20 protein-coding genes and 1 tRNA gene are annotated in these 23412 nt (G+C 71.4%); 14 read left to right on the forward strand and 7 right to left on the reverse strand.

Annotation, left to right across the window (positions count from 1 at the left end):
- Position 1 precedes the first annotated feature (1 nt).
- The 3 genes from ACZK5D_RS11840 to argG form a co-directional block, all read right to left on the reverse strand.
- A complete protein-coding gene (locus ACZK5D_RS11840) occupies positions 2 to 958 on the reverse strand; it encodes a TIGR03885 family FMN-dependent LLM class oxidoreductase (RefSeq protein WP_458995911.1) in 957 nt (318 codons plus the stop codon).
- A 63-nt stretch (positions 959 to 1021) separates the two neighbouring features.
- Positions 1022 to 1558 carry a helix-turn-helix domain-containing protein gene (locus ACZK5D_RS11845; RefSeq protein WP_458995912.1) on the reverse strand — a complete coding sequence of 179 codons (537 nt, stop codon included), beginning with the start codon at positions 1556 to 1558 and terminating at the stop codon, positions 1022 to 1024.
- A gap of 315 nt (positions 1559 to 1873) precedes the next feature.
- A complete protein-coding gene (gene argG, locus ACZK5D_RS11850; RefSeq protein WP_463665526.1) occupies positions 1874 to 3304 on the reverse strand; it encodes an argininosuccinate synthase in 1431 nt (476 codons plus the stop codon).
- A gap of 148 nt (positions 3305 to 3452) precedes the next feature.
- Between argG and ACZK5D_RS11855 the strand changes: the two genes are divergently transcribed.
- The 12 genes from ACZK5D_RS11855 (at position 3453) to wecB (ending at position 18306) form a co-directional block, all read left to right on the forward strand.
- A complete protein-coding gene (locus tag ACZK5D_RS11855; protein ID WP_463665426.1) occupies positions 3453 to 5948 on the forward strand; it encodes a glycosyltransferase family 4 protein in 2496 nt (831 codons plus the stop codon).
- A complete protein-coding gene (locus ACZK5D_RS11860; protein ID WP_463665427.1) occupies positions 5945 to 7540 on the forward strand; it encodes a glycosyltransferase in 1596 nt (531 codons plus the stop codon). Before ACZK5D_RS11855 ends, ACZK5D_RS11860 begins: the two co-directional genes overlap by 4 nt.
- The gene (locus ACZK5D_RS11865) at positions 7540 to 8709 is read left to right on the forward strand and encodes a glycosyltransferase (protein WP_458995915.1); all 1170 of its coding nucleotides are present in this window, start codon (positions 7540 to 7542) and stop codon (positions 8707 to 8709) included. The genes ACZK5D_RS11860 and ACZK5D_RS11865 overlap by 1 nt, the downstream gene beginning before the upstream one ends.
- A gap of 69 nt (positions 8710 to 8778) precedes the next feature.
- Positions 8779 to 9612 (forward strand): ABC transporter permease, encoded by an 834-nt coding sequence (locus tag ACZK5D_RS11870; protein ID WP_458995916.1) that lies wholly within the window; start codon positions 8779 to 8781, stop codon positions 9610 to 9612.
- Complete coding sequence (locus ACZK5D_RS11875; protein WP_458995917.1) at positions 9590 to 10459, forward strand: ABC transporter ATP-binding protein; 870 nt, start codon at positions 9590 to 9592, stop codon at positions 10457 to 10459. Before ACZK5D_RS11870 ends, ACZK5D_RS11875 begins: the two co-directional genes overlap by 23 nt.
- Before the next feature lie 101 nt (positions 10460 to 10560).
- Complete coding sequence (locus tag ACZK5D_RS11880) at positions 10561 to 11619, forward strand: glycosyltransferase (protein ID WP_463665527.1); 1059 nt, start codon at positions 10561 to 10563, stop codon at positions 11617 to 11619.
- Entirely contained in the window at positions 11616 to 12212 is a 597-nt protein-coding gene (locus ACZK5D_RS11885) for an acyltransferase (RefSeq protein WP_458995918.1), read from the forward strand. Before ACZK5D_RS11880 ends, ACZK5D_RS11885 begins: the two co-directional genes overlap by 4 nt.
- Positions 12213 to 13301 (forward strand): DegT/DnrJ/EryC1/StrS family aminotransferase, encoded by a 1089-nt coding sequence (locus ACZK5D_RS11890; RefSeq protein ID WP_463665428.1) that lies wholly within the window; start codon positions 12213 to 12215, stop codon positions 13299 to 13301.
- Between the two features lies 1 nt (position 13302).
- Positions 13303 to 14298, forward strand: coding sequence for a Gfo/Idh/MocA family protein (locus ACZK5D_RS11895; protein ID WP_463665528.1), 996 nt, complete (start codon positions 13303 to 13305; stop codon positions 14296 to 14298).
- Positions 14299 to 14413: 115 nt separating this feature from the next.
- Complete coding sequence (locus tag ACZK5D_RS11900; RefSeq protein WP_463665429.1) at positions 14414 to 15706, forward strand: nucleotide sugar dehydrogenase; 1293 nt, start codon at positions 14414 to 14416, stop codon at positions 15704 to 15706.
- Between the two features lie 3 nt (positions 15707 to 15709).
- Positions 15710 to 17179 carry a glycosyltransferase family 4 protein gene (locus tag ACZK5D_RS11905; protein WP_463665430.1) on the forward strand — a complete coding sequence of 490 codons (1470 nt, stop codon included), beginning with the start codon at positions 15710 to 15712 and terminating at the stop codon, positions 17177 to 17179.
- A gap of 59 nt (positions 17180 to 17238) precedes the next feature.
- On the forward strand, positions 17239 to 18306 hold the full coding sequence (wecB, locus tag ACZK5D_RS11910; protein WP_458995922.1) for a non-hydrolyzing UDP-N-acetylglucosamine 2-epimerase: 1068 nt from the start codon (positions 17239 to 17241) through the stop codon (positions 18304 to 18306).
- 21 nt (positions 18307 to 18327) lie between these two features.
- Here the strand turns inward: wecB and ACZK5D_RS11915 are convergent, their stop codons facing one another.
- From ACZK5D_RS11915 to ACZK5D_RS11925, 3 genes are read right to left on the reverse strand one after another with little or no spacing between them, the layout of a single operon-like run.
- Positions 18328 to 19293 (reverse strand): NAD(P)H-quinone oxidoreductase, encoded by a 966-nt coding sequence (locus ACZK5D_RS11915; RefSeq protein ID WP_463665431.1) that lies wholly within the window; start codon positions 19291 to 19293, stop codon positions 18328 to 18330.
- Between the two features lie 29 nt (positions 19294 to 19322).
- Positions 19323 to 19982, reverse strand: coding sequence for a 4a-hydroxytetrahydrobiopterin dehydratase (locus ACZK5D_RS11920; RefSeq protein WP_463665432.1), 660 nt, complete (start codon positions 19980 to 19982; stop codon positions 19323 to 19325).
- 26 nt (positions 19983 to 20008) lie between these two features.
- Positions 20009 to 20827, reverse strand: coding sequence for a pseudouridine synthase (locus tag ACZK5D_RS11925; RefSeq protein WP_463665529.1), 819 nt, complete (start codon positions 20825 to 20827; stop codon positions 20009 to 20011).
- Between the two features lie 186 nt (positions 20828 to 21013).
- Between ACZK5D_RS11925 and ACZK5D_RS11930 the strand changes: the two genes are divergently transcribed.
- Together ACZK5D_RS11930 and ACZK5D_RS11935 are read left to right on the forward strand one after the other, a co-directional pair.
- Positions 21014 to 21101, forward strand: a tRNA-Ser gene (locus ACZK5D_RS11930).
- Positions 21102 to 21149: 48 nt separating this feature from the next.
- Complete coding sequence (locus ACZK5D_RS11935; RefSeq protein ID WP_463665433.1) at positions 21150 to 21587, forward strand: hypothetical protein; 438 nt, start codon at positions 21150 to 21152, stop codon at positions 21585 to 21587.
- A gap of 9 nt (positions 21588 to 21596) precedes the next feature.
- Here the strand turns inward: ACZK5D_RS11935 and ACZK5D_RS11940 are convergent, their stop codons facing one another.
- Positions 21597 to 23312 carry an LCP family protein gene (locus tag ACZK5D_RS11940; RefSeq protein WP_463665434.1) on the reverse strand — a complete coding sequence of 572 codons (1716 nt, stop codon included), beginning with the start codon at positions 23310 to 23312 and terminating at the stop codon, positions 21597 to 21599.
- Positions 23313 to 23412: the final 100 nt, after the last annotated feature.

Consider the following 23412-nt stretch of genomic DNA (forward strand, 5'->3'; position numbering starts at 1 on the left):
GTCACCGCACCTTCGGCAGGACGTGGGTCCCGAACGCGTCCAGGTACGCGGCCTGGTCCTGACCGACGAAGTGCAGGTAGATGTCGTCGAACCCGAGCGCCGCGTACTCGCGGATCCAGGCGACGTGCTGGTCCAGCTCCTCGGAGATCCGCACCGCCTCGCGCACCGAGTCCAGCGTGATGTGCTCGGAGGCCGCGTCGAACCCCTCGACGGTGGCGATGTCCCACGCCAGCGGCGCGCCGAGCACGTTCGAGCGCCACTGGTCGAAGGCGATCCGCTCGGCCTCCTCCAGGGTGGGCGCCCAGGACAGGTGCAGTTGGAGCGCCAGGGGGCCGCGGCCCCCGGCGCCGCGATAGGCCGCGATCACCTCGCGCAGGGTGTCGAGGTCCTGGTTGACGGTGATCAGCCCGTCCGCCCAGGCCGCGGCCCTCGCCGCCGAGGCCGCCGAGACGGCGGGCACCAGCAGCGACGGCGGCTCCTCCGGCCGGTCCCACACCTTCGCGCGGTCCACCGTGACCATGCCGGTGTGATTGACCACCTCGCCGTCCAGCAGGCGACGGATCACGTCGACGCACTCCTCGAGCCGGGCCACGCGCTCGTCCTTCGACGGCCAACGCTCCCCAGTGATCGACTCGTTCATGGCCTCGCCGCTGGCGAGCGCCGTCCAGAACCGGCCGGGGAACATGGCCGCGAGAGTGCCGATCTTCTGCGCCACGACGGCGGGGTGGTAGCGCTGGCCGGGGGCGCAGACGCAGCCGAAGGAGAGGTCCGTGGTGGCGAGGGCCGCGCCCAGCCACGCCCACGTGTAGCCGGAGTGCCCCTGCCGCTCTGACCACGGCTTGTAGTGATCCGAGCACATGGCCATGTCGTAGCCCACCCGCTCCGCCTGCTGGACGTCCAGCAGGAGTTGGCGCGGCGCGATCTGTTCGTGTGAGGCATGGAATCCGATTCGGGTCATGCCCCACTCTCACCCGGCCACAGCGCCGGATTCAAGCATTCCGGCAAACTGACGCCCCGCGCGTCAGGCGGCCGCCTCGCCGCGCGAGGCCCGGATCACGTCCGAGGCCACGGCCATGACCTCGACGGGGGAGGGCGTGGGACGGGCCGGGGGAGTGGTCAGCCCCTCCTCCTCGATCCTGCGCAGATGGCGCTTGATGGTGGACACGGAGCATCCGAGCTTCGCGGCCAGCCTGCTCAGGGGCTGGCTCGGGTTCTCCTCACGCAGCCGCAGGATCTCCCAGCGGTCGTACTGCCTGCCGGACCGCACGCCCACCATCGCGTCGAAGTCCTCCGTCGTCACGGTGACGGCCAGTCTGGCCCGGATGACCTGGCGTTGGCGCGGGGTGGTGCCCGCCACGAAGCCGGCGACGTCGAACTTGGTCACCGCGTCGGTGAGGCAGGTGGCGAGGAGCGGGCAGTGGGCGCACAGCGACTCTGCCCGCGCCCTCACACTGTCTCGCTCCTGCCTTTCCCCGCGGGACTGCGGCGAGGTGCCGTCGTCCAGCAGGCGGTGCAGGAATACGTCCGGATACCGCACGCAGGGTGTGGTCTCAGTCATCGGTGTGCCCCCTAGCTCTTCCGACTGAACGGGGAAGCGTGTCCCCGAAACAACCGTGCCAAGGGTGCTCGCGGCGGAACCCGCGGCCCGCTGGGCTCGACTACTCAAAGAATCTGAGCACGCAACGAAGCAGGTTTGAGTACGGATACTCAAATCACCCGAGCCCTGGGGCTGATTCCCGCGTCGTGATGGCGGCGACAAGCCATGACATCCCGCGCCGGGCTGCCAAGGGTGAGCACTCACTTTCGGCTATAGCGCAGCCGCCGCTCACCGTGCCTGGCAGGTGAGCGGCGGCTGTAGGGCCGGTGACGGCGATCAGTCTGTGCCGGACTCCATGGAGGACGCCGCGACGGCCTCGTCGACGTCAGAGGGGCCGGTGGCGCCCAGCTCGGCGATGGCCGCGGCCCCGCCCGCCTCGAGGCGACCGATCAGGTCCTGATGCCCGGCCAGCAGGGTGCCCTGGGCCGCGTACAGCTCGAGCTTCTCGCGCGAGTCGGCGATGTCGAGGTTGCGCATGGTGAGTTGGCCGATGCGGTCGGTGGGCCCGAAGGCCGCGTCCTCCACGCGCTCCATCGACAACTTGTGCGGCTGGTAGCTGAGGTGGGGGCCACGCGTGTCGAGGATGGTGTAGTCGTCGCCTCGACGCAGGCGCAGGTCCACCTCGCCGGTAACGGCCGAGGCCACCCACCGGGTGATCGACTCGCGCAGCATCAACGACTGCGGGTCCAGCCAGCGGCCCTCGTACAGCAGCCGGCCGAGCCTCAGGCCCTCGGAGCGGTAGTTGGCCAGCGTGTCCTCGTTGTGGATGGCGCTGAGCAGCCGCTCGTAGGCGATCCACAACAGGGCCATGCCCGGGGCCTCGTAGATGCCGCGCGACTTCGCCTCGATGATGCGGTTCTCGATCTGGTCGCTCATCCCCAGGCCGTGGCGGCCGCCGATCCCGTTGGCCTCCATGACCAGGGCGACCGGGTCGTCGAAGCGCACGCCGTTGAGGGCGACGGGACGGCCCAGCTCGAAGCGCACCGTGACGTCCTCCGTCGCGATCTGCACCGACGGGTCCCAGTACTTCACGCCCATGATGGGCTGGACGGTCTCCAGGGACACGTTCAGCTCCTCGAGCGTCTTGGCCTCGTGCGTGGCGCCCCAGATGTTGGCGTCCGTGGAGTAGGCCTTCTCCTTCGAATCCCGGTAGGGCAGCGAGCGTTCGGTGAGCCACTGGCTCATCTCGTCGCGGCCGCCGAGCTGGGCCACGAAGTCCTCGTCGAGCCACGGCTTGTAGATGCGCAGCTGCGGGTTGGCCATGAGGCCGTAGCGGTAGAACCGCTCGATGTCGTTGCCCTTGTAGGTGGAGCCGTCGCCCCAGATGAACACGTTGTCCTCGGCCATGGCCCGCACCAGGAGCGTGCCGGTGACGGCGCGGCCGATGGGGGTGGTGTTGAAGTACGCCTTGCCGGCCGACCGGATGTGGAACGCGCCGCAGGCCAGGGCCGAGAGGCCCTCCTCGACGAGCTGGGCCCGGCAGTCCACCAGCCTCGACAGCTCGGCGCCGTAGGCGACGGCGCGCCCGGGCACCGATTCGATGTCGGGCTCGTCGTACTGCCCGATGTCGGCGGTGTAGGTGCACGGGACGGCGCCGGCCTCGCGCATCCACGCGACGGCGACGGAGGTATCGAGGCCGCCGGAGAACGCGATTCCCACGCGCTCGCCGACGGGCAGGGAGGTCAAGACTTTGGACACGCAGGACACTGTAGTCGTCATGCTTTGAGGCCCAGGGGGTGTGCCGAACGGTGGGCGCCGCCCAGGTTCGGGCCCTCGTATGCAGGGGGTCGCGAAGGGGGCCCCTGATATGCTCCGAGCTCAGGATTGCCCCTCACTCGTGACGGAGAACTTTTAGATGCAGCAGCCCCACGCCGTCATTGTGATGCCCAACAACGTCGAGATCGACGCCCGGGCGCACCGCAACGGGTTGGCGCTGGCGGCGGCCGGCTTCAGGGTGACCATGGTCGGGTACGGCACCGGCATCCCGCCCGTCGGCGAGATCAGCGGCATCCCCTACTACCTCACCTACGGCCAGCAGGCGAAGAAGAAGCTGAGCCTCGTCTATCGCACCGTCCGCAAGACCTTCCATCTGACCACGCGCCGCCGCCCCCCGCAGCCCGTGCTCAAGGCCGTGGCCGTCGTCGACGGCGCCACCGCGCGGGCCAAGCACGCCGTCCAGGCCGTCGCGCACAAGGTCCGCCACCCCGAGGAGATCGGGGGGCCGGACCCCACCACGTGGCAGGGGATGCTCCCGTTCATCGCGGACATGGAAGAGGCGATGTTCGCCCGCGTGGTCGAGCTCGAGCCGGACCTCGTGGTCTGCGACGTCCACCTCCTGCACCTGGCGCGCCGCGTGGCCGACCGGTTCCGGGGCCAGGGACGGAAGGTCGCGGTGCTCTACGACGCGCGCGAGTACGTCTACGGCCTCGCCAGCGAGGACCCGAACGTGCTGCAGGGGTTCCCGGCGCTGGAGGCCGAGTACATCCGCGGCTGCGATGCCGTGGTGACCGTCTGCGAGCCCATCGCGGAGTTCCTCCGCGACAAGTACGACATCCCGCTCCCACCGCTGGTGCCCAACGCGCCCATCGGGGACCTGCCCGCCACCGGCAGGCCCATGACCATCCGGGACTTCCTCGACATCGATCCCGACGCGCCGCTCCTGGCCTACGCCGGCGGCCTGTCGGTTCACCGCGGGGTGCACGACGCCGTCGAGGCGCTCACCCTGCTCCCGGGCGTCCATCTCGCGATCGGCGCCCGGCGGCCGAGCTCCTACACCCTGGAGCTCGACGAGCAGGCCCGGCGCCTGGGGGTGCGTGACAGGCTGCACTTCGTGCCGTTCGCGCCCACCCATGAGGTGGCCGACTACCTCGCCTCCGCCACGGCCGCGATCTTCCCCTTCCTCCCCGTCGGCAACCACAACTGGGCCGCACCCAACAAGTACTTCGAGTCCGTACAGGCCCGGCTCCCCATCCTCACCTCCGACATGGAGTGGCTGAGCGAGCGGATCACGAGGTTCGGCATCGGCGAGGTGTTCCAGCACTCCAACCCCGCGTCGCTGGCCCAGGCGGCCACGAAGCTGCTCGGGGATCTGGACAGCTACAGGTCCAGGCTGACCGACGAGCTGGTGGCGGAGCACACCTTCGAGCACTTCAGCCACAACCTGGTCGACACGTGCCTCGCCACCCTCACCCCCCAGCTGCGCGCCGGGCTGCGGCCGCACGATCTGACCGCCCAGCTCTACAGCATCCGCCGCGACATGCTCGCGCAGCGGGCCAGCCTGTCGGACTCGGACCTCTTCGAGCCGCGTCCGCGGCTGCGGATCGGCACCACCAACTCGGCCGGTCAGGCCACCGAGTGGGCCCACGCGCTGATGCGCGAGCGCCCGCGCGTCATCGCGGACTCGGCGTGGCTGAAGCTCTCGGACCAGAACTACCCGGCGGACGAGGTGTTCACCCAGACGCAGTCACTCACCCGCTACTGGCAGGAGCGGCTGAAGGCCAGGCTGGTCAACCGCTACACCCACGTGCTCAGCGAGTCCGGCCGGCCCATCGTGGGCAACGCGTTCGGCAAGTACTTCTGGCAGGAGACCGAGTGGCTGCGGGCCCAGGGCATCCGCCAGGGGCTCGTGTTCCACGGCTCGGACATCCGCAACCCCAGGGAGCACGCCCGGCTTGAGGCGTGGTCCCCCTTCCGGGGCGAGCTGCAGGGCGAGATGGCGGAGCTCACCGCCAAGCTGCAGCGGCGGGTGGACCACCTCACCCCGCACGTCAGGGCCTTCGACGGCCCAGCCTTCGTGACCACCGCGGACCTGTTCGACTACCTGCCCGACGCCACCTGGCTCCCCCTCACGGTCGACACCCGGCTCTGGTCCAGCGACAGGGTGCCGATGGCCGACGGGAAGCCGCCGGTCGTCCTGCACATCCCGAGCAGCGGCATCAAGGGCTCCGAGTACGTCGACGCGGCGTGCGAGGAGTTGCAGTCGCGCGGCCTCATCCGCTACGTGCGCGAGGAGGACATCCCGCATGAGCAGGTCAGGTCCCTGGTGCTCGGCGCCGACATCGTCATCGACCAGCTGCGGATCGGAGACTACGGCCTGGCCGCCGTCGAGGCCATGAGCGCAGGCAGGGTGGTGGTGGGTCACCTCGCGGACCGGGTGGCCGAGCGCTACCCGGGGGAGCCGCCCATCGTGCGCGCCACCGCCGACACGCTCGGCGAGGTCCTGGCCGGCCTGCTCGAGGACCCGGCGCGCGCCGCCGGGATCGGCGCCGCCGGGCGCGCCTACGTCCTCGAGTTCCACGACGGCCGACGCGCCGCCGAGGTGCTGGCCGGATTCCTCCAGCTCGACGCATGACCGACCGCAGCCTCGCGGTCCTCACGCCCTGGTATCCCTCGCTGGGCAACCCCGTGCTGGGCAACTTCGTCGCCGAATGGAGCCGCCTGGCGGCCGGAGGCTTCGACGTGCGGGTGGTCAACTCCGTCGAGTGGCCGGGTGGGCCGCAGGAGCTGGTCGACGCCCACCGCCCTGCCTTCGACGCCCTGATCCGACGGATGGGCGCGGCCGGCGCCCTCGACGCCCGCGGGGACTTCGGGACTGTGACCCGGGTGCCGCATGCGCTCGTGGGTGGATGGAGCGTGCCCCAGCGGGCCGCCAGCGCGGTCTCAGCCGTGGCCGATGCGCTGCCGGGGCTCGAGGCCGACGTCATGCACGGCCACGTCACCTACTTCGGGGGCCTCCTGGCCGCGCGTCTCGCCGGTCCGGCGACGCGGGTGGTGGTGACCGAGCACTCGAGCGAGGCCCGCACCGTGCTCGCGGACCCGGCCGGCCGCGAGCTCTACGCGGAGGTCCTGGACCGGGCCTCCTACCTCACCTGCGTCAGCGGCCAGGTCCGGGACCTGATCCTCGGCCACCTCCCCGGCAACGACGCCAAGGTGGTCGTGGTGCCCAACCCCGTCGACTTCGACGGCGCCCCCCGTCGGGACGCGCCCCCCGAGACGCTGGACCGCTGGGTCTTCGTCGGAGGGCTGCTCGAGATCAAGGGCGTGCAGCGGCTGATGGCCGCCTTCACCCGCTTCGCGGGGGAGCGCCCGGCGGCCACCCTCGACCTGTTCGGCGACGGGCCCCTCCGCGGGGAGCTTGAGGACTCGGTGCGGGTCGCCGGCCTGGGCGGCCGCGTGAGGTTCCACGGCAACGTGCCCAAGCCGTCGGTCCTGGCGGCGCTGCCTCGCTTCGACGTGCTGGTCGCGCCCAGCCGCTACGAGACGTTCCACCTAGCGGTGAGTGAGGCTGTCGCGGCGGGGCTGCCGGTGGTGGTGACCAGGAGCGGAGGCCCCCAGGAGGCGCTCGGGGACACCATCCGGCTGTGCGGCCGGTTCATCGACGTGGCGGAGGACCCGGCCGGGATCCTGGACGCTGTGACCGACATCGAGGAGGGCCTTCAGGGCCTCGATCCGGCCGGCGCACGCCGGGAGCTGTCTGCCAGATACGGTCCCGCGGCCGTGAGCGCACGCCTCGCGGAGCTCTACGGCGTGGCCCCGTGGGGCCCTGCGCGGGCGGCGTCCGGGCAGGCCGGCCCCGCGCCGGACCGGGTCGAGGTGTTCGCCCGCAGGACCTGGCGCTCACCGGCGGTCGAGCCGCAGGTCGCGCTGGCCGAGGCCCAGGGCGCAGTCGTCCACACGGTCGGCGTACCCCAGCCCAAGCCAACCGCGCGTCCGCTCTCGGTCCCTCAACGCGCGCTGCGGAAGGCCCGCCGGATGGTGGAGGGCCTCCGGCCCGCCGCGACGCCTGACGCGGCCGGCGCCGGCACGCTGGCGCTTCTGGGAGACCTCACCTCGGCTGCGGACCTGGCCGCGTTCTGGGACGCCAACCCCGCGGTGCGGCCCAGCGTCGAGCTCGATCCCACTCTCTTCGGCCTGCCGCCGGTGGATGCGGCAGAGGCCCGCTGATGCGCGTCCTGATGCTCGTCGCCACCTCCGTGGCCACCGACACCCGGGTGCTGCGCGAGGCAGGGGGGCTCGTCGGTGCCGGACACAGCGTCCACATCATCGGCAAGTCCGTCCCCGCGGGATTCCGGCCCGGCCAGGGCATCACGGTCTCCAGCGTCGGCACGTCGTCGGTGTTCAGGGGCGAGCAGGGGACCTCGTTGTCGGGCCGCCGCCTGTCGTGGCCGGCGCGGGTCGGCCGGTGGCTGCTGCTCCCGCAGCACCGCAACAGCGCCTTCGGCCGGTGGGCGGAGGGCGCCTACGCCGACGCGTCCGCCCGCTCGTTCGACGTAGTGCACGCCCACGACTTCACCGCACTCGGCGCGGGTGCCAGGCTCGCAGGTGAGCGTGGCGTGCCGCTGGTCTACGACTCCCACGAGTTGTGGACCGGCGTGCCGCGCGAGTACCGGCCGACGCCGCTGCAGGACCGCCGCGAGCGCCGCCAGGAGGCCGAATGGGGCGGGCGGGCCGCCGCGGTGATCACCGTCGGGCCCGGGGTCGCGGACGCGTTGCGGCGCCAGTACGGCTGGGGGAACGTCGCGGTGGTGCGCAACACCTTCCCCCTGCTTCCCGAGGCCGAGCTCCCTGTGCTGCCCGAACGCCCCCGCGGCGCCGTCTACGCGGGACGGGTGGGCGCCTACCGCGAGCTCGAGGTGATCGCGGCGGCCAGCCGGGAGGTCGAGCTGCCGATCACCATCGTCGGCCCCGGGGACGGGACGTGGCTCACCACGTTCGACGCGGGCCGCGCCTCGGTCCTGCCGGCCCTTCCCCTCGACGACGTGTCGCGGGCGATCGCGGAGGCGGGCCTGGCGCTGGTCACGCATTCCGACCGCTGGCCGAACCACCGCCTGGCCATGCCGAACAAGCTGTTCCACGCCGTCAGCCTGGGGGTGCCGGTGGTGGCCACCGACGTCGGCCAGCTCGGCGAGCTGGTGCGCGAGCACCGCCTGGGCGTGCTGTACCGGCCGGGAGACGCGGCCTCGTTCGCCGACGCCGTCCGGCGGGCGCAGGCGGAGTACCCTCAGCTTGTCCGTCAGGTGCGCGAGGCGCGGCCGCGGCTCAGTTGGCCGGAGGACGAGGCGGCGCTCCGGCGGGTGTATGGGACACTTGGCATCGATCCGCGGGTCGGTTGACCCGGCGGACGCTGAGATGTGGGAGTTGGTGAGAGGTTGACTGAGTCTCGGAAGGCCGGTGGGGCCCCCGTGCAGAGGCGGATCTACAAGCCGCACAAGGCGAGCGTGCCGAACCTCCGCGCCTACTTCAGCGAACTCTGGGGCCGGCGGGACTTCGCGTTGGAGCTGGCCCACACCAACCTCCGGGCCTCGAACACCAACACCGTGCTGGGGCAGCTGTGGCTGGTGGTCAACCCCCTCCTCCTCGCGGGCGTCTACTTCCTGCTCGTGGTGGTGCTCTCCGGTGGGTCGGCCAGCCACACGTTCCCGGACATCGCGGCCGGCCTGTTCCTCTTCTTCTACATCACCGGCGCCATGCAGGCGTGCGTCAACGCAGTGACGAACGCGGGCAGCCTGGTGCTCAACATGAGCTTCCCCAAGATGCTGCTCATCTTCTCCAACGTGTACGTGGGGCTGCGGCGGTTCCTCCCCACCCTGTTGGTCTATCTGGTGATCCACATCATCTGGGGCCTCCCGTGGTCCTGGAACATGCTCTGGATGCTCTACGCCATCGTGCTGTCCACCCTGCTGGGGTTGGGCCTCGGCGCGCTCGTGGCCACCTGGCAGGTGTACTTCCGCGACACCTCGCAGTTCCTCCCCTACTTCATCCGCATCTGGCTGTACGCCTCCCCGGTCCTGTACTCGGCCGAGATGTTCCTGGAGGGACCCATCGGCCGCCACGTGGGCCAGTGGATCCAGCTCAACCCCGTCTTCGGCGTGCTGGGCATCTGGCACGACGCCCTGGCCGGTCACATGCCGGCCACCAGCTATTTCGTGGGCGGCACCCTCTGGGCGGTCGCCCTGGCGGTGTTCGGCACCCTGTACTTCGTCTCGAGGGAGCGTGAGTTCGCTGTCCGCCTCTGATACGCCGCTGGAGCGCACCACCGGAGACCCGGAACCCGTCGCTCACGAGTCGGTCACGCCCCCCGCCGTGCACTCGGACGATGCCGCGGTCATCGTCGACGACCTGCACATCACCTACCGGGTGAACCTAGAGCGTAAGAACTCCCTCAAGAACGCTCTCGTCCGCAAGGCCCGCAAGGAGAAGGTGCGCTTCCGCGAGGTCAACGCCATCAAGGGCGTCACCTTCGACGTGCCGGCGGGCCAGTGCACGGGCTTCATCGGCGCCAACGGTGCCGGCAAGTCCACGCTGATGCGGGCCATCGCGGGCATCCTGCCCCCCACCAAGGGCCAGATCGAGGTCCGCGGCAAGGTGTCCACCCTGCTGGCGCTCGGGGTCGGGTTCAACTCCGCGCTGACCGGCCGCGAGAACGTGATGATCGGCGGTCTCGCCGCCGGCCTGACCCGCGCCGAGGTCACCGAGAAGTTCGAGGAGATCGCGGGGTTCGCGGACCTCGGAGACTTCATCGACATGCCGATGCGCACCTACTCCTCGGGCATGTTCTCCCGCCTGGCGTTCTCCGTGGCGGTGTTCATGGAGCCGGACATCCTCATCATCGACGAGGCGCTCTCCGCCGGCGACGCGCAGTTCAAGCAGCGGGCGGGCAAGAAGATGGAGGAGCTCATGGGCAGCGCGGGCACCATGCTGCTCGTCTCGCACGCCCTCTCCACCATCCAGGAGCTCTCCGACGAGGTGATCTGGCTGCACAAGGGCCGCCTGATCAAGCGCGGCGAACCGGCGGAGGTGTGCGACGCCTACCTCGAGTTCCTCAAGGTGGGCGACGAGGCCATCGTCATGGAGGACTTCTGAGCGCCGACGTCGGCCTCGTCACCACGGGGCATGACGTCGCGGACGCCCGCCTGCACCGCACGGTCCTTGCTCTTCAGCGGGCCGGGTTGAGTGTCGCGGTGATGGGCCTGGGCGATCCGGCCGCGGGTCCGGCCGGGGCCACGGTGCGCACCGCCCCCCGGGCCGGGGCCGTGACGCGGGCGCTCCGCGCGCTGCTGTGGCCGTGGCGGATGCGCGCCGGGGTCCTGCTCACCATCGATCCGGACACCGCGCCGATGGCCTGGCTCAGCAGCCGCCTCAGGCGCGGCGCGTGGGTCGCCGACGTGCACGAGGACTACCGCGCCCTGCTCACCGACCGCCCCTGGGTGCCCCGTCCGCTGCTGCCCGTCCTCCAGGGCGCCGTCGGCCTGCTCATGCGGCTCATCGCCCGCGCGGAGCTGGTGCTGGTGGCCGACGAGCACGTTCCGCCGCGCGACGCCCCCCGCCGATCCGTCATGCGCAACGAACCCGATCTCAGCCTGTTGCCGCCCATCCGGAGCCACCGCGCGGACGGGCCTTTCCGCGCCGTCTACATCGGCGACAACCGGCGGAGCCGCGGGCTGCACGCGATGGTCGAGGCCGTCGCCGCCACCTCCGGGGACGCCCGGCCCTGGTCGCTGGACCTCGTCGGCCCCGTCGCCCCGCCGGACCGCGCCTGGCTGGAGGCGCGCCTGCTCGAACCGGACTGCGCCCGCATCACCTCGCATGACCGGCTGCCCCCGGACAAGGCCTGGGCGCTGGCAGCCGGGGCCGACGTCGGCCTGTGCCTGCTGGAGGACACACCCGCCTTCCGGGACGCGATGCCGTCGAAGGTCTACGAGTACCAGGCGTGCGGCCTGCCGACGGTGGCCACACCGCTGCCCAGGGTCGCCGAGCTGATCCGGGGCACGGGGGCGGGCGCGGTCGTCGACGGCCACGCCGAGACCGTCGCGGAGCTGCGGCGCTTCGCGTCCGAGACGGCGCACCGCGAGGCGCTCGTCTCCGCCGCGAGGGCCGCCGGCGAGGCGGCGAGGGCCCGGCCCAACCCGTACGACGACGCGGCGGCGCTGATCGCGGAGCTGTTGCCTTCAGCCGCCACCGTCCGCAGCCGGCGGAAGGCCGCACGGTATGCTCACCCTCGACGAGAGAAAGGGAAGCGATGACCGTTCGCATCCAACCCAGCGCCGACGTATCCCCGGATGCCGTGATCGGAGAGGGTTCCTCGGTCTGGCACCTCGCTCAGGTCCGCGAGCAGGCGGTCCTCGGCGAGAACTGCATCGTCGGGCGCGGCGCCTATGTGGGCACGGGCGTGACCATGGGGGACAACTGCAAGCTGCAGAACTACGCACTCGTCTACGAGCCCGCGGTGCTGGAGAACGGCGTCTTCGTCGGCCCCGCCGTGGTGTTCACCAACGACCACTTCCCGCGTTCCATCGACCCCGACGGGAAGCTGAAGCGCGGCGACGACTGGGAGGCGGTCGGGGTGACCTGCCGGACCGGGTCGTCGATCGGCGCGCGCGCCGTCTGCGTGGCCCCCGTCACGATCGGACGCTGGGCCATGGTGGCCGCCGGCGCCGTGGTGACCAAGGATGTGCCGGATTTCGCGCTGGTGGCCGGCGTGCCGGCCAAGCGCATCCGTTGGGTGGGCCGGGCGGGAGTTCCGCTGGAGGCCGGCGCGACGGAGGGGCTGTGGGTGTGCCCGCAGACCGGTGAGCAGTATCAGGAGCAGGACAACACGCTTGTGGAGGTTTCTTAAGTGAACGACTTCATTCCCCCGGCCAAGCCCATCATCGGCGACGAGGAGCGGGCGGCCGTTGATCGGGTGCTGCGTTCCGGGATGATCGCCCAGGGCCCAGAGGTCAAGGCGTTCGAGGAGGAGTTCTCGGCGCATTTCGGTCTGGGTCGCGCGTGTGTGGCGGTGAACTCGGGTACGTCGGGGCTGCATCTTGGTCTGTTGTCGTGTGGGATCGGGGCCGGTGACGAGGTCATCGTGCCGTCGTTCACGTTCGCGGCGACGGCGAACTCGGTGGCGTTGACGGGTGCCACGCCGGTGTTCGCGGATATCGCCTTGGATGATTTCACGCTGGATCCGGCGTCGGTGGAGGCTGCGATCACGGAGCGCACGAAGGCGATCATGCCGGTGCACCTGTACGGGCATCCGGCGAAGATGGTGCAGTTGCGGGAGATCGCGGACCGGCACGGTCTGATGTTGTTCGAGGATGCGGCGCAGGCGCACGGGGCGGCGTTGAACGGGACCCCGGTGGGGGCGTTCGGCGAGTTCGCGATGTTCTCGCTGTACCCGACGAAGAACATGACCTCGGGTGAGGGCGGCATGGTGTCGGCGGCCAACGAGACGGTCGAGCGGAACCTGCGGCTGTACCGCAATCAGGGGATGTTGCAGCAGTACCACAACGAGGTCGTCGGGCTGAACAACCGGATGACCGACATCCATGCGGCCATCGGCCGAGTGCAGTTGACGAAGGTGGGGGCGTGGACCGCGACGCGTCAGGAGAACGCGGCGTTCCTGTCGTCGAACCTGGAGGGTGTCGTGACGCCGCCGGTGGCTGAGGGTGCGGTGCACGTGTACCACCAGTACACGGTGCGGGTGGCCGAGGATCGTGACGGCTTCGCCAAGGCGCTGAAGGATGAGTACAACGTCGGCTCGGGCATGTTCTACCCGGTGCCGAACCATCGTCTGAAGCCGTTCCAGGTGGATGTGCATCTGGCCAACACCGAGCAGGCGGCGCTGGAGTGCCTGTCGCTGCCGGTGCATCCGTCGTTGTCGCAGGGTGACCTGGAGCGCGTCGTGGCCGCGGTCAACGCGCTGGCGAAGGCCGGTGCCTGAGGTGGCGGCTCTGCGGGCGGGCCTGATCGGGTTGGGCATGATGGGTCGCCATCACGCCCGGAACCTGCGCTCGATCGACGGGGTGGAACTGGTCGCGGTGGCGGATCCGGCCGGTGACCCGCACGGGGTGGCGGGGTCGCTGCCGGTGCTGGCCTCGGTGGAGGAGCTGATCGCGCAGGACGTGGACTATGTGGTGGTGGCCACGCCGACGGCGTATCACGAGCAGATCGGGTTGGCGCTGGCCGATGCCGGGGTGCATGCGCTGATCGAGAAGCCGCTGGCGAAGGACACGGTGGCGGCCCGCCGGTTGGCCGAGGCGTTCGCGTCGAAGGGCCTGGTGGGTGCCACCGGCCACATCGAGCGGTACAACCCGGCGTTGCAGAGCCTGCGCAAGCGGCTGGAGAACGGTGACCTGGGGGATCTGTACCAGGTGCAGACCCGCCGGCAGGGGCCGTTCCCGGCGCGGATCGCCGACGTCGGGGTGGTCAAGGACCTCGCCAGCCACGACGTCGACCTGACGGCGTGGGTGACGCAGCGCAACTACGAGCTGGTGGCGGCGCGCACGGTGAGCAAGGCCGGCCGGGAGTACGAGGACATGGTTTCGGCCACGTGCCAGCTCAGCGGCGGGTTGATGAGCAACCACCTGGTGAACTGGCTCTCGCCCACCAAGGAGCGGCTCACCGTCGTGACGGGCGAGAAGGGCATGTTCGTGGCCGACACCCTGACCGCGGACCTGACGTTCTACGCCAACGGCCTGGTGGCCACCACCTGGGACGACATCGCGCAGTTCCGCGGCGTGTCCGAGGGCGACGTGACCCGGTTCGCGATCCCGAAGCCGGAGCCGCTGCGCACCGAGCACGAGAACTTCCGCGACGCAGTCCTCGGCAAGGACGCGGACATCGTGACCATGGAACAGGGCGCACGCGTGGTCGAGGTCTGCGAGGCCATGATCGAGTCGGCAGCCACGGACCGCTTCGTCGCCATCGGCGCCCACTGAGCAACCAGAACCACCACCCACCGACGGGCCCGCACCAGCGGGCCCGTCGGTGTGTCCGCCCGCGAGGGGTAGAGTCTGCGACGGGGTCGCAGGCGGAACGAAGGAGAACAGGCAAGTGAAGATCACGGTCGTCGCGTTGGGCAAGATCGGACTCCCGCTGGCGGTCCAGTTCGCCGATGCCGGGCATGAGGTGATCGGGGCGGACGTCAACCAGGCGGTCGTGGACCTGGTCAACGCCGGCACCGAACCGTTCCCCGGTGAGGCGCATCTGCAGGAGAAGCTCTCCGAGCTGGTCCCGGCCGGACGGCTGCGGGCCACGACGGATACGACGGCCGCCGTCGCCGAGTCGGACGCCGTCGTGGTCGTGGTGCCGCTGTTCGTCGACGCCGAGGGCGTGCCGGACTTCGGCTGGATGGACGAGGCCACCCGTGCGATCGCCGCGGGGCTGAAGCCGGGCACCCTGGTCAGCTACGAGACCACCCTGCCCGTGGGCACCACCCGCACCCGCTGGAGGCCGATGCTGGAGGAGGGCTCGGGCCTCGTCGAGGGCCGCGACTTCCACCTGGTGTTCTCCCCGGAGCGCGTCCTGACCGGCCGCGTGTTCGCGGACCTGCGCAAGTACCCCAAGCTGATCGGCGGCCTGTCCCCGGAGGGCGCGGCCCGCGCCCAGGCGTTCTACGAGGCCGTGCTGAGCTTCGACGACCGGCCGGACCTCGCGCGCGGCAACGGCGTGTGGGATCTCGGCTCCGCGGAGGCCGCCGAGATGGCCAAGCTCGCGGAGACCACCTACCGCGACGTCAACATCGGCCTGGCCAACCAGTTCGCCCGCTTCGCCGCGGGCAACGGCATCGACGTCTACCAGGTGATCGAGGCCTCCAACTCCCAGCCCTACAGCCACATCCACCGCCCGGGCATCGCGGTGGGCGGCCACTGCATCCCGATCTACCCCCGCCTCTACCTCTGGACGGACCCGGAGGCCAGCGTCGTGTCCACCGCCCGCGCCGCCAACGCGGCCATGCCGGCCCACGCCGTCGACCTCCTGCAGGGCCTCGCGGGGGACCTGACCGGGAAGCGTGTCGCCGTCCTCGGCGCCGCCTATCGCGGCGGGGTCAAGGAGACCGCGTTCTCCGGCGTGTTCCCCGTCGTCACCGAGCTGCGCGAGCGAGGCGCCCAGGTGGCCGTCCACGACCCGATGTTCACCGACGAGGAGCTCGGCCGCTACGGCTTCGCCCCGTACCACTTCGGCCAGGAGGCGGACCTCGCCATCCTGCACACGGACCACGCCGAGTACCGCGACCTCACCGCCGCGGCCCTCCCCGGCGTCACCGCCATCGTCGACGGGCGCCGCGTCCTCGACCCGGCCAACTTCGACGGGGTGCGGATCACCGTCATCGGCAAGGGAGCCTGACCGGTGGCGGCGCCCCGGGTGGTGCTGTTCCGGCACGCGCCCGTGGACATCGACTCGCGCGTCAAGAAGTTCGCCACCACGCTCAGCCGCGGCGGCTACGAGCCCGTCATCATCTCGCTGGAGGCGGCGGGAGGCCGCTCCGGCGAGTACGTGCTCGGGGACGGCATCCGGGTGATCCGGGTGCCGCTGACCAGGAGACCGGCGCAGCCCGGCCCCACCGGCAACCTCGAGCAGCGCAGGGCGGCACACCGCCGTCGCCGCGTGCACCGCGAGCGCATCACCGGCGTCAATCCGGCCTCCGCGAAGGCGGCGGCCAAGTGGCTGCTGGAGACGGGACGGGTCGGAGCGCTGAAGGCAGGGTCCCTCGCCGAGGACCTGAGGTACCGCGTCCAGCTGGAGCGGCGTCGCCGGGCCGGCCTGACCGACCCCTTCGTCGTCGACGGCGTCGAGCGCAACCTCCCGGTGGTCTACGACATCGCGCACACGCTGACGGACCTGCTCGTCGACCTCAGGCCGGACGTGCTGCACGCCCACCATCCGCAGGTGCTCCTGGCGGCCCGCGAGGCTCTCGCCAGGCTCCGCGCCGAGGGCCGGGAGCCGCGCTTCTACTACGACGCCCGCGAGAACTTCGCCGGGATCCCGCCGCAGGAGCAGGGCCTGGTGGCCGCGCATGAGGCGCTGATCGCGTGCGAGCGCGCCATGATCGGGCAGGCCGACGCCACGTCCACCGTCTCGGAGCCCATCGCCGACGTCCTCCGCGACACCTACCGCCTCGCGGCCCGCCCGTCCGTGTTCCTCAACATGCCCCCCGTCTCGCGCCACGACGGCCCGACGACGGTGCGCGAGGCGGCCGGGCTCAGCCCCGACGTGCCGCTCGTCGTCTACTCGGGGACCATGAGCTGGGCGCGCGGCATCGAGACGATCATCAAGGGGATCGCGCATCTGCCCGCAGAGGCGCACCTCGTGGTCGTGTCCGTGCCACTGCCGCACCCGATGATCCCCAAGCTGGAAGCGCTTGCGGCCGAGCACGGCGTCGCGGACAGGCTGCACTTCGTGGGCCCCGTCGGGCAGAACGAGCTCCTGCACTACCTCTCGGGGGCGGACGCCGCGGTGCACCCCCTGCCCGGGGGCTCGCCCAACCACGACGCGGCCATGCCGAACAAGCTCTTCGAGTACCTGCACGCGGGGCTGCCGCTGGTGGTCTCCGACGCGAAGCTGATGGCCGAGTTCGTCATCACGCACGGCGTCGGTGAGGTCTTCACCTCCGAGGATCCGCGCTCGTTCGGCGAGCAGGCGGCCAAGGTGCTGGCCGACCCGTCGCGCTACGCGGTGGCGGAGGTGGCGGCGCGCTACTCCTGGCAGGCGCAGGAGGAGCAGATCCTCGGCCTGTACGGCGCGATGACCGGCCACCCGGCCCGGCCTGCCGAGGGCGAGTTCGGCTCGCTCGAGGTGCGTCCGGCCGCCGGAGGCTGAGGCGGGGCCACCGCCGGCAGCAACGCCCGGTCGGGGGCGCATGTGCCAGACTGGGCCCCGTGAAGATCATGAGTGTGGTGGGGGCCCGTCCCCAGTTCGTGAAGCTCGGCCCCATCGTGCGCGTCTGCGCGGAGCTGCCGGAGGTCGAGCACATCATCGTGCACACCGGCCAGCACTACGATCCCCTCCTGTCCGACGTGTTCTTCCGCGACCTCGGCATCCCCGCCCCCGACGCGCATCTCGGGGTGGGGTCCGGCACCCACGGGCGCCAGACGGGCGCCATGCTCGCGCAGATGGACGAGGTGCTCGAGCGCTTCCAGCCGGACTGGGTGCTGGCCTACGGGGACACGAACTCCACCGCCGCGGCGGCGCTGGCGGCCGTCAAGATGCACATCAAGCTGGCCCACCTCGAGGCCGGCCTCAGGTCCTTCAACCGGCGGATGCCGGAGGAGCACAACCGGATCGTCACCGACCACCTCGCGGACCTGCTCCTGGCCCCCACCGAGGTGGCGGTCCAGCACCTGGCGGACGAGGGCCTGCGTGACCGTACGGTCCTGGTGGGTGACGTCATGACCGACGTGTGCCTGGCCACGCGCGACGCCGTCGCCGACCAGCCGGTGGCCCTCCCCGACGGCGTGGACCCGGACCGGCCGTTCGTCCTGGCCACCATCCACCGCGCGGACAACACCGACGACCCGGCGCGCCTGGCCGCGATTCTCACCGCCCTCCAGGGCGCCCCCGTCCCGGTGGTCCTCCTCACGCACCCGCGGCTCAGGGTGCTGGCCGAGAAGCACGGCCTGAGCCTGTCCTCGGGAAGCCTGGTGGCGTCCGAGCCGTTGGCCTACCCGCAGATGGTGCGCGCCGTCATGGCCGCTGCCGGCGTGGTGACGGACTCGGGCGGGCTGCAGAAGGAGGCGTTCCTCCTGGACACGCCCGTCACCACCATCCGCACCGAGACCGAATGGGTCGAGACGCTGGCCGACGGCTGGAACATCCTCGACCCGGAGCTCACGCAGTTGCGCGACGTGATGGTCCGGCCGCGGCCCACCGGCGCCAAGGGTGAGCCCTACGGGGACGGGCGCGCGTCCGAGCGCGCCGTGCGCGCGCTGCTCGACTTCCAGGGCTGACCGCTGAGGGGCGACGGCCCGTCAGTGGACCAGGACGATCTTGCCCACGTTGTCGCCGGCGGTGAGTTGCTCGTGCGCCCGTCGTACCTCGTCGAAGGGGATCCGGGTCTCCGGTGAGAGCCGGATCCGCCCGTCGGCGAGCATCGGCCACACCTCAGCCTCGACGGCGGCGCAGATCTCCGCCTTCTCCGCCGCCGGTCGGAAGCGCAGCGATGTCGCGGTGATGGTGGCCTGCTTGCTCAGCAGCGCGCCGAGATTGAGGGTGCCCTTGACGCCGCCCTGCAGCCCGATCACCACTATTCGCCCCCGCTTCTTCAGCGCGGCCACGTTGGACTCGAGGTACTTCGCCCCGATGATGTCGAGGATCACGTCGGCGCCCTTCGTCGCGGCCTTGAGGGCCGCCACCCAGTCGTCGTGGTAGTCGAGCGCGTGGTCGGCGCCGTGCGCCAGGCAGTGCGCGAGCTTCGCCGGGCTCCCGGCCGTGGCCACGACGGTGGAGCCGAGCGCCTTGGCGTACTGGGTGGCGAACGTGCCGATGCCCCCCGCCCCGCCGTGCACCAGGAACACCTCGCCGGCCTTCAGCCGCCCCTCCCTGAGGTTGGACAGCACCGTGGCGGCCACCTCCAGCACGCCGCCCGCCGAGACCAGGTCGACCCCCGGCGGAGGTGCGATCAGCTGCCCCTCCGGGGCGACGAAGAACTCGGCGTAGCCCCCGCCGGCCAGGAGGGCCACCACCTCGTCGCCCTTACGCCATCGCTGGACGCCCTCGCCGACCTCCTCCACCACGCCGGAGGCCTCGAGCCCGATGATCTCGCTCTCGCCGGGGGGCGGCGGGTAGTGCCCCTGCCGCTGCAGCACGTCTGCACGGTTGACGCCCGAGGCCACCGTCCGCACGAGCACCTCGCCCGGTCCGGGGGTGGGGGTGGGCGCCTCGCCGAGGGTGAGGGCGTCGATGTCTCCGGGGGTCTCCACGATCACTGCGCGCATGCGCCCAGCCTGCCACAGGGGCGGGGTGGTCACCCCTCGGCCGCGTCCCACTCGTCGCGGCCCTGCCACGTGCACAGACACACTTCGTTGCCCTCGGGGTCCGCGAGCACCCAGAAGCTTGGGGCCGCCGCGTCGCTCAGCAGCGTGCCACCCGCGGCGAGCGCCCGGTCCAGGCGGGCGCGGAGCTCGTCGTGGGGCACGGTGAGGTCGATGTGGATCCGGTTGCGCTGCGGGCGGGGCTGATCCATCTGCTGGAACCAGATCGGCGGTCCGATCAGCTGAGGGTCGACGAGCGCCTCCGGCCCGTCGTCGGCGTAGCCCGTGACCGCCCTCCAGAAGGGGAGGACCGCGGGGATGTCGAGCGCGTCGATGGCCACCTCGAAAGCGGCGAGGTCCGCCGTCACCGGGTCGAGCCCGCGCGAGGCGATGAGGCTGCTCACGGCCTCCCCGAACGCCACGTCGCGGTCCGTGATGCCGCCCGCGTCGTGGCTGGACACGGCGAGGTGTACCCGGGAGTAGCGGATGTCGATCTCCGGGTGGTGGTTGAGCTCCTCCGCGATCCGGCCGACTTCGTTGACGAGGCCCAGCGCGTCAGCGAAAGAGCCGGCGTCGACGGTGAGGTGCATGCGTCCGAGCAGGTAGCGCCAGGAGGGGAGCGCCTCGGAGGCCTGGGTGCGGGTGAGAGCCATTCCTCACCCTAACCCCGCCGGCGGGATCAGGCGGGCCAGTCGAGTTCCCGGGAGCTGACGAAGCTGCGCGGCGAGCCGTCGACGGGGTCCGGGAACTCCAGCCGGTACGCGAGCAGGCGCAGAGGGGTGCTGAAGTCGTCGATGCCGGTGGGCAGCACCTCGGGGTAGAGCGGGTCGCCGAGCAGCGGGATGCCCAACTGGTTGAAGTGCGCCCGGATCTGGTGGGTGCGGCCGGTCAGCGGACGGACCTCGTACAGGGCGTGGGCGCCGCGGGTCTCGAGGAGGTCGATGTCGGTGGTGGCGTTGGGCGGAAGGTCGAGGGTCTCGGCCTGGAGGGTGCCCACCCGCTTGACGAGGTGGGACTCCACCCGGAGCGGGAAGGTGAGCGAGGGGTCGACGCCCGCGATGGCCCGGTACGTCTTCACGGCGGTCCGGTGCGTGAACACCGAGTGGTAGGCGGCCCTCCAGCGCTTCTCCGTCGTCATGAGCAGCACCCCGGCGGTGCCGCGGTCGAGGCGGTGGGCGGCCGACAGCCCGGGGAGGTCCAGGAGCCGGCGTCCCTTGACGACGGCGGACTCGGTCACGTGGCGACCCCGCGGGATCGTGGAGAGGAAGTGCGGCTTGTCGAACACCGCCACCCGCTCGTCGAGGTGCAGGAGCGTCAGCTCCCCCGGGACCGGGGCCTCCTCCCGCAGCTCCCGGTGGAACCACACGAAGGTGTGTGGCTGATACGGTTCGCGCCCGCTCCACGGACGGCCGCGGTCGTCGACGAAGACGCCCCGGCCCAGCATGTCGTCGACGTCCTCGGGGGAGGGGGCGAGCTTGTGCACCAGCCAGTCGCGCATCGTCGGCCAGGGCAGCGGGTTTCCGGGGTCACGGTCGGGAGTGCGCACCCAGGCGGCCTGGAGGCCACGGCGCGGTGGCAGCGGCGACTTCGGCGGCACCTCACCCCTCTCGACGGCGGCCCGGTGGACCCGGCCGGGAGGCCACGATACCCCGGGGGCGGGGAGGCGGTAGCATGGTCGCGCACTGGCGAGGTCGCATAGTGGACTAGTGCAGCCGCCTTGAAAGCGGCCGAGGGGCAACTCTCCGTGGGTTCGAATCCCACCCTCGCCGCCACGCCCGGCGTCCCGAGGGTCGCGGGCTCCTCTCGGTAGGCTTGCCGCCATGGCCGAGAGCATCCACGTCATCAAGCCGCAGCCGCCTGTGCGTGCCTTCGTCACTGCCGCCGTCGCGGCCCTGGCCGGCGCCGTCCTGCTCGTGGCCGCGCTCAGCCAGGGCTGGCACGTGGTCGTCGTGGTCATCGCCGGGCTGCTGCTCGCCGCGGGGGTGGGGCTCATGGTGATGGCGCTGGTGTCGATGAACCGTTTCGCGGCCAGGTTCACGCTGACCGACGACGGCTACAGCTTCGTGGGGCCCGGGGTTGAACACTCGGGGGAGTGGGCGGACGTGAGCAAGGTGACGCAGTCCCAGGAGGGTTCTCACGTCACCATCTACCACGGGGCCGTCCGGCGCACGCACCTGCTGTTCCCCGGCGGGGATCGCGCCCAGATCGACGCGGTCCTGAACGACATTCGCGCGCGTCTCCGCGCCGCGAAGGGGTAGCGCTCGGGCTCAGCCCTCTTCGCTGTCCCCGCCGTGCCACGCGCAGACGTCCGTCACGTTCTGCGCGCCGTCGGCCAGTTCAGGGGCCTCGGAGGCCGACGGCGACGCCGATGGCTGCGGTGCCGCCGAAGGCGACGCGGACGACGTGGTGGCCGGTGAGCCCGACGGCGCCGGGGTGGGGCTCGGAGTGGCCGGGTTGATTGCCTCGTCCACCGCGGCACGCATGGCGTCGAAGTCCGGGTCGGCGTAGGAGTACCCGTTCTTGCCCGGCGAGAAGACGAGCCGGGTGACCTGGCCGTCCTTGACGCGCAGCGCGAGCTCGACGATCTCGGTCAGGTCCCGCTGCGGGATGTCGGTGACCACCATCTGCGACGACGCCGCGGCGATCGCCTCGTATCGGGTCAACATCGTGGCGGGGTTGGCCTGCTTGATGATGGCGCCCACCAGGCAGGACTGCCTGGCCATCCGGTCGTAGTCCGAGTAGTCCAGGCGGCTGCGGGCGTACCACATGGCCTCGTAGCCCATGAGGTGCTGGTCGGGGCCTGGCTCGAGGTACCCCGACGGCCGTTTGCCCTCCGAATTGCCGCCGATGGCCAGGCGCTGGTTGATGTTGACGGTGACGCCACCCATGGCGTCGATCAGGTTCTTGATGCCGTCGATGTTGAGCATGGCGAAGTAGTCCACCTTGAGCCCCGTCACGCCCTCGACACCCTGTTTGAGCGCCTCCGCGCCGCGATACGTGGCGCCGGCGAACAGGTCGGGGTAGCCGAGCTCGGTGTGGGCCCAGATGCTGTTGATGAACCAGTCCTCGGCCGGCTCGCCGCGGAAGCCGCGGGGGAACGCCTCGGCCATCTCGCTGCCCTCGGGGAACGGCGTGTACTGGAGGTTGCGGGGGATCTGGATCAGCGTGGTGGCGCCGGTCCTGGTGTCGATCGACGCCAGCATGATGGTGTCGGTGCGGATGCTGTACTGCTCGACGGCGTCGGCGCGGGCCGCGTTGCCGTCGGCGCCCAGCAGCAGGATGTTGATCCGGGGGATGTCGGCGAACGGGTCGGTGCCCTCGCTGGCCTCGAGCGTCGGCCGGCTGGAGGACTGGACCTCGTCCTCGCCGGCGGTGAACACGTTCTCCACCAGCAGCACCTGGTCCCGCGCGTAGCGGGCGCCGATGGCCGACGGCGCCGCGACACCGAACGCCAGCGCGGTCACCAGCACCGCGCCCACGGCGCGGCGGCCGTTCGACAGGTGCCGTGGGCGGGTGGTCACCTGGGTCAGGGTGATGAGCGCCACCCAGATCAGCCCGAGCGCGATGAGAGCGAGACTGGCGGAGGCGAGGAACCCGGGGCTCACGGCGAGTACGGCCACCCGGGTGGTGTTCGTCGAGGCCCAGTACGCCAGCGAGACGACGCCGACCAGGGCCGCCAGGCCAGTGATCAGGCCGAGCGCCCTGAGGGCCGGCCGCCGGGCTCCCAGGAGCCCGAGGCCCGGGATGAGAGTGGAGAGGGCGGTGAGGCCGAGGGACCGGCGCAGCGACGGCTCCCGGGAGGCGTCGTCCGCGGCCATCCGATGGCGGACGTTGGCGAGGAAGGGGAGCTCATCGGTTCCCGACTCGGGCCCGGGGCCGCTCGTGCCCTCGAAGGCGCGCGACGGCGTGCTCCCGGACGTGGGCCCTGCGGCGGCGGGTCCCTCGTCGGGGGCGGCGCGGCGGGCCCTGGGGTCTTCGCTCATTCGGCTCCTCCTGCGCGCCAGTGTAACCCGACGCCCTCAGAGCTCCCTGTGCCCCCGTGCCGGTCGGCTCCCGGGTGTTTGCCGCTTGGCTCGGGGCTCG

It is taken from the genome of Tessaracoccus yangjingae, assembly GCF_055326235.1.

Excerpts from the sequence above, each read along its gene's own strand:
- ACZK5D_RS11935 (WP_463665433.1), top strand. The coding sequence starts at position 21,150 with ATGGCCGAGAGCATCCACGTCATCAAGCCGCAGCCGCCTGTGCGTGCC.
- ACZK5D_RS11885 (WP_458995918.1), top strand. The coding sequence starts at position 11,616 with ATGACCGTTCGCATCCAACCCAGCGCCGACGTATCCCCGGATGCCGTG.
- ACZK5D_RS11940 (WP_463665434.1), bottom strand. The coding sequence starts at position 23,312 with ATGAGCGAAGACCCCAGGGCCCGCCGCGCCGCCCCCGACGAGGGACCC.
- ACZK5D_RS11860 (WP_463665427.1), top strand. The coding sequence starts at position 5,945 with ATGACCGACCGCAGCCTCGCGGTCCTCACGCCCTGGTATCCCTCGCTG.
- ACZK5D_RS11840 (WP_458995911.1), bottom strand. The coding sequence starts at position 958 with ATGACCCGAATCGGATTCCATGCCTCACACGAACAGATCGCGCCGCGC.
- ACZK5D_RS11845 (WP_458995912.1), bottom strand. The coding sequence starts at position 1,558 with ATGACTGAGACCACACCCTGCGTGCGGTATCCGGACGTATTCCTGCAC.
- ACZK5D_RS11915 (WP_463665431.1), bottom strand. The coding sequence starts at position 19,293 with ATGCGCGCAGTGATCGTGGAGACCCCCGGAGACATCGACGCCCTCACC.
- ACZK5D_RS11855 (WP_463665426.1), top strand. The coding sequence starts at position 3,453 with ATGCAGCAGCCCCACGCCGTCATTGTGATGCCCAACAACGTCGAGATC.
- ACZK5D_RS11880 (WP_463665527.1), top strand. The coding sequence starts at position 10,561 with ATGGGCCTGGGCGATCCGGCCGCGGGTCCGGCCGGGGCCACGGTGCGC.
- ACZK5D_RS11865 (WP_458995915.1), top strand. The coding sequence starts at position 7,540 with ATGCGCGTCCTGATGCTCGTCGCCACCTCCGTGGCCACCGACACCCGG.
- ACZK5D_RS11920 (WP_463665432.1), bottom strand. The coding sequence starts at position 19,982 with ATGGCTCTCACCCGCACCCAGGCCTCCGAGGCGCTCCCCTCCTGGCGC.
- ACZK5D_RS11925 (WP_463665529.1), bottom strand. The coding sequence starts at position 20,827 with ATGCGCGACTGGCTGGTGCACAAGCTCGCCCCCTCCCCCGAGGACGTC.